6 protein-coding genes are annotated in these 5,631 nt (G+C 39.7%); all 6 read left to right on the forward strand.

Annotated features, from left to right (window positions below):
- The first annotated feature begins 141 nt into the window (after nucleotides 1-141).
- The 6 genes from ACTQXY_RS14955 to asnS all read left to right on the forward strand — a co-directional run bounded on the left by ACTQXY_RS14955 (nucleotide 142) and on the right by asnS (nucleotide 5,479).
- Nucleotides 142-675 carry a CPBP family glutamic-type intramembrane protease gene (locus tag ACTQXY_RS14955; RefSeq protein ID WP_441660134.1) on the forward strand — a complete coding sequence of 178 codons (534 nt, stop codon included), beginning with the start codon at nucleotides 142-144 and terminating at the stop codon, nucleotides 673-675.
- Between the two features lie 43 nt (nucleotides 676-718).
- A complete protein-coding gene (locus tag ACTQXY_RS14960; protein WP_441660135.1) occupies nucleotides 719-1,033 on the forward strand; it encodes a cysteine peptidase family C39 domain-containing protein in 315 nt (104 codons plus the stop codon).
- A gap of 621 nt (nucleotides 1,034-1,654) precedes the next feature.
- The gene (locus ACTQXY_RS14965) at nucleotides 1,655-2,773 is read left to right on the forward strand and encodes an MGDG synthase family glycosyltransferase (RefSeq protein WP_441660136.1); all 1,119 of its coding nucleotides are present in this window, start codon (nucleotides 1,655-1,657) and stop codon (nucleotides 2,771-2,773) included.
- A 14-nt stretch (nucleotides 2,774-2,787) separates the two neighbouring features.
- Complete coding sequence (locus ACTQXY_RS14970) at nucleotides 2,788-3,405, forward strand: glycerol-3-phosphate acyltransferase (RefSeq protein ID WP_441660137.1); 618 nt, start codon at nucleotides 2,788-2,790, stop codon at nucleotides 3,403-3,405.
- Nucleotides 3,402-4,028 (forward strand): HAD-IA family hydrolase, encoded by a 627-nt coding sequence (locus ACTQXY_RS14975; RefSeq protein ID WP_441660138.1) that lies wholly within the window; start codon nucleotides 3,402-3,404, stop codon nucleotides 4,026-4,028. The genes ACTQXY_RS14970 and ACTQXY_RS14975 overlap by 4 nt, the downstream gene beginning before the upstream one ends.
- Nucleotides 4,029-4,087: 59 nt before the next feature.
- Nucleotides 4,088-5,479: an asparagine--tRNA ligase gene (gene asnS, locus ACTQXY_RS14980; protein ID WP_441660139.1), complete on the forward strand. Its 1,392-nt coding sequence runs from the start codon at nucleotides 4,088-4,090 to the stop codon at nucleotides 5,477-5,479.
- Nucleotides 5,480-5,631: the final 152 nt, after the last annotated feature.

Here is a 5,631-nt window from a genome sequence, read left to right on the forward strand (position 1 = left end):
GTGCTTTGCCATAATGAGATCCTCCTTCAGTGCGATACTTACATTGTACCATGATTTTTCTTATAAGGAATTCTCATTTTGACTTGTACTATTTATATTCTAGCACCAAATTGTCTTAAAATATATTTGATAAACGGGGAAATGAATGAAGGTGTTGTCGAATCTTATGTGGAGAATGTGCCAATAGTTTTACTTTTTGTTTGTGCGGTAATTGTTTCACCTATTTTTGAAGAACTTTTGTTTAGAAAAATATTGTTAGAAAAGCTACTACCATATGGAAAAGTTATAGCGATTGCGATTAGTAGTCTGTTTTTTGGATTATATCATGCAAATTTGGAGCAGTTGTTATACACGATGTTTTTGGGGGTATTGTGTGCAAATATCGTGATTATTACAGGAAAAATAAAGTATGCAATTTATTTGCATATGGCATTTAATTTATTTGGTGTAATAATATCAGATTTTATACCAATTGGGGCAATTACAACAGTACTACAGATCGTATTTGTAACGAGTGCTGTGTTAATATTTGTTTTTAAAGGGAAAACAATGTTTATTTTAAAGGATGAAGATTGTGTTGAGAGCTTTTGCGCAAAAAAAGAATTTCTAAGCATTGGTTTTACATTATATATAGCGTTTTTTGTTATTGGTAGCATAGGGGCAATGGGTGAATAAGTTATATTAAAATAAATTATAAAGATTGTGAAAGGATATAATTATGGAATATCAATGTATAATGCAGCATGATATTACAGATTGTGGTGCAGCATGCATAGCAACGATATGCAAACAAAATGGATACAAAATTAGCATTACTAGAATTCGTGAAGTAGCAGGCACAGATAAACAGGGCACAAATGTGTATGGTGTAATTAAGGCAGCAGAACATTTTGGATTTAGCGCAAAAGGGGTAAAGGGAAATAAGGAAGCCTTCTTTTCGGAGTTTCCGTTGCCATGTATCGCACATGTCATTGTTGCTCAGGTTGAGCGGAATGGTGCTCCGATACAATCGGAAACCGTGTTCAGTTTATAGCGGAATCAGTGCTCAGTTGAACCGGAATTTGCAATTCAGTGAGGAAATGTTAGAGTAAAGGAGTAAAATGAATTTTTAGATGAGGAATGTGGTACATTGATAATTGAATAGTACTAAAGTGATATAGGTGTATTATCACAAACACAGGGAGATTGTAAGTTATGAAATTGCTAAGAAAAATTCTGATAAAAGTCGAAAAAATATATTCAGAACATAGGTATTGAATATTAACAATTATATGCTATAATCACGACATGGGAAACCAAAGCCGGGCGGCTTACCCTCTTTTACGGAGGGGCGAACCCTCCAGACGAAAGAAAGGAGGGCGATGCTGATGTATGTTACATATTCTGATCTGATTCAGTTGTTAATATTCATTGTTGCCCTTGTAGGTCTTTGTTACGAGATTTTCAAGGATAAACGAAAATAGCCGCCATTACTGCAATAATGACGGCTTAGTGTAAATTAAGCATTTAATTATTGGGTAGCCGCTTGTGGTTTCCCTTTTCGTATTTTCAATATAGCACATTTCAAGAGCTTCTTCAAGTGTCACCTAGCTTTTTTCTTTTACTAATGCTATAATCGTTACTGTTCACTTCATAAAAGAAAGGACAACAGTACATGAAAGTTTTGATATTATCTTGTAACACAGGAGAAGGGCATAATTCTGCCGGGAAAGCCATAAAGGAATATATAGAAAGTCATGGGGATCAGGCAGAGTTTATTGATCTGATGATGCTGAGTGGCAAAAAGACATCGAAGGCTGTAGGAGGCTTATATGTTAATGTGGTAAAGCATTGTCCGCACCTTTTTGGGCTGGTATATCGGCTGGGGAGGCTGATTTCTTCGGCGAAGCGGAAATCACCGGTTTATTTTGCGTGTGCAAGATTGGGTAAAAAATTGAAACAATATTTGGAAAATAAAGACTTTGATATAATTGTGACACCGCATTTGTATCCGGCGGAGACATTGACGTGGATGAAGCGAAAAGGAATTTTGAGGCAGAAGACCGTTGCGATTGCGACCGATTACACAAGTATTCCATTCTGGGAGGAGACCGAGTGTGATTATTATGTGATTCCGCATGAAGACTTGATAAATGAATTTGTATCAAGGGGTATTCCGAGAGAAAAGCTGCTCCCTTGGGGGATTCCGGTCAGAGAAAAGTTTGGCAGGAGATTGGGCAGGAAAAAAGCCAGAGAAATCTGTCAGTTGCCTCAAGACGACTTGATTTATCTTGTAATGAGTGGAAGTATGGGATTTGGAAAGATCCAGATTTTTGTGATGGAGCTTGCAAGAAGACTGAAAGAAAATGAAGAGATTGTTGTAATCTGTGGGAATAATAAGAAACTGGAAGAGGCTTTGAAAAGAGAACTTAGAAGGGATAGAAGGGTACGCATCCTTGGTTTCACAGAGCAGGTGGCAGAGTACATGGAAGCGTGTGACGTCATTTTTACGAAACCGGGGGGCTTAAGCAGTACGGAAGCAGCGGTGAGCAGAATTCCGATCATCCACACAAATCCAATTCCGGGATGTGAGAATCGGAATCTGGAATTCTTCGAGGAACGGCATATGTCAATTGGGCGAAAGAGTTTCTTTGGACAGCTGAGGGCTGGACAGAAGATTTTGGAGAAGGAAAGATTGCGCCGTGAGATGATTCGTGCTCAGGAGATTAACAGTAAGCCGATGGCGACAGAGAAGATTTATCATCATCTGAAGAAGCTATCTGGTGAGGAATAGGAAGTGAAGAAAAGATGACAACACAATATTTGTTTTATATTCTTTTTGGATATTTGTCTGGGAGTGTATTATATGGATATTTACTTCCCAAATATATAAAGAAGATCGATGTCACAAAAGAAAGTCCGGATCAGAATCCGGGAGTGGCAAATGCATTTCTCTGCGCTGGAGCACCGATAGGATTCTGTGCATTGATGCTGGAACTTCTGAAGGGATATCTGCCGGTGCATGCGGCAATGCACGTGTTAAATCCTCGACACCTTATTTTGGGTTTGGTGTTGGCTGCACCGGTTCTCGGGCATGCGTTTCCGTTTTGGAATCCGAAGATGGGAGGAAAGTCAATTGCAGTATCATTTGGAGTATTGCTCGGGTTAGTCCCTTATTGGAGACCGGTTTTGATTTTGGCGGTATGTTATTTGGTGTTTTCTATTGTGATTGTCATTCGGCCTCACTTTTTCCGGTCTGTTGTCACATTCGCAATTTTCTGGGGAATGGTGATAATCAAGAGGGGACCGCTTGGAATCACAGCGGGAACAGGGATTTTGTCCTTTGTAGTGATTTGGAAGCATCTTGTAAAGTATCAAAATGAGCGTCTGGAAATTACATTTCCGGGCAGACAGGAGAAAGTATGAATATAGAGAATATAATATTTGATGTTGATGGGACGCTGTGGGACTCTACAGGTGAGGTTGCCAAGGCGTGGAATCTTGCGGTGAAAGAGCTTGGTATTGAGTGTGAGGAGCTTACCTCGGATACGCTTAAACGAGAGTTTGGAAAGCCGATGAATGTGATTGCCGATCATTTATTTCCGAGCGCAAGTGCAGCGGAAAAAGAACGGGCATTGGAACTGTGCTGCATGTATGAACATGAGGTGCTGGAGCGATGCGAGGAGAACTTGCTGTATCCGGGTGTGAAAGAGACGATTCAGGAGTTCGCAAAGACACATAAAGTCTGTGTGGTCAGCAATTGCCAATCAGGGTATATTGAGCTGTTTTTGAAAAAGAATCAACTGGAACAGTATGTGTTGGATACGGAGTGCTATGGTGACACAAAGAAGAGTAAGGGTGAGAATATCCGTCTCGTAATAGAACGGAATCATCTTCAAAACTGCGTCTATGTGGGAGATACGGAGGGGGACTGTGAGGCGGCAAAAGCAGCAGGAATTACATTTATATTTGCAGCATATGGATTTGGAAATGTAGAGACATTTGACAAAGAAATCAGAGATGTGAGAGAATTGTTAGAAATACTATAGGAAAATGGCGCAAAATAGGTTATACTATAAGGAATAGTGAAAATAAAGGAGTTTTGGTTATGGAATTAGTAACAGTCAAAGAGCTTTATAAGCATCGGGAACAATATTTAGACAAAGAAATTACAGTGGGCGGCTGGATTCGCAGTATCAGAGATTCAAAGACATTTGGATTTATTGTTGTAAATGACGGAACATTTTTTGAGACACTGCAGGTTGTTTACCATGATACAATGGAGAATTTTGCAGAGATATCTAAGTTAAATGTAGGTGCGGCAATTATTGTAAAAGGAACACTTGTAGCAACACCGCAGGCAAAACAGCCGTTTGAGATTCAGGCAACAGAAGTTGTGGTAGAAGGAGCGTCAGCACCGGATTATCCGCTTCAGAAAAAGCGTCACAGCTTTGAATATTTAAGAACAATCTCACATTTGCGTCCGAGAACAAACACGTTTCAGGCAGTATTTAGAGTACGTTCTTTGATCGCATATGCAATTCATCAGTTCTTTCAGGAAAGAGGGTTTGTGTATGTACACACACCAATTATTACAGGAAGCGACTGTGAAGGTGCCGGAGAGATGTTCCGCGTGACAACATTGGATATGGAAAATATTCCGAAAAACGAAGATGGAACTGTAGATTACAGTCAGGATTTCTTTAATAAAGAGACAAGCCTTACAGTGAGCGGACAGTTGAATGGTGAGACATATGCGCAGGCATTCCGCAATATCTATACATTTGGCCCGACATTCCGTGCAGAGAATTCGAACACTACACGTCATGCGGCAGAATTTTGGATGGTAGAGCCGGAGATTGCATTTGCAGATTTAGACGATAATATGATGCTTGCAGAGGCAATGTTAAAATACATCATCAACTATGTATTAGAGAATGCACCGGAAGAGATGAATTTCTTCAACTCATTTGTAGATAAAGGTCTTTTGGATCGTCTGCACAATGTGGCAAGTTCTGATTTTGCACGTGTGACCTATACAGAGGCAATTGAAATATTAGAAAAGAACAATGACAAATTTGATTATAAAGTATCGTGGGGAGCAGATTTACAGACAGAACATGAGCGTTACCTTACAGAAGAGGTTTACAAACGTCCTGTGTTTGTAACAGATTATCCGAAGGATATCAAGGCATTTTACATGAAGATGAACGATGACAATAAGACAGTGGCTGCTGTTGACTGTCTTGTTCCTGGAATCGGTGAGATTATCGGCGGAAGTCAGAGAGAAGATAACTACGAAAAACTCTTGGCACGTATGAATGAGATGGGCTTGAAACCGGAAGAGTACCAGTTCTATCTGGATCTTAGAAAATATGGTTCTACAAGACATGCCGGATTCGGACTTGGATTTGAACGCTGTGTAATGTACTTAACAGGAATGTCGAACATCAGAGACGTTTTACCATTCCCAAGAACAGTGAATAACTGCGAATTATAAGAGGATTGAGATTGGGGACGGGGGAAAGTATTCTCCCGTCCTTTTTTATATAATAGGAAATTCCGATTTTTGTTGGAACAATGAATGAAAATAGCCCGCACAAAGTCGGGCATGAGAACAAGATGACGCTCGTTAGAAGATATAAAAACCTT

This window comes from Faecalimonas sp. LCP19S3_D12 (assembly GCF_052121495.1).
In the GTDB taxonomy this organism is placed as follows: Bacteria; Bacillota; Clostridia; order Lachnospirales; family Lachnospiraceae; genus Faecalimonas.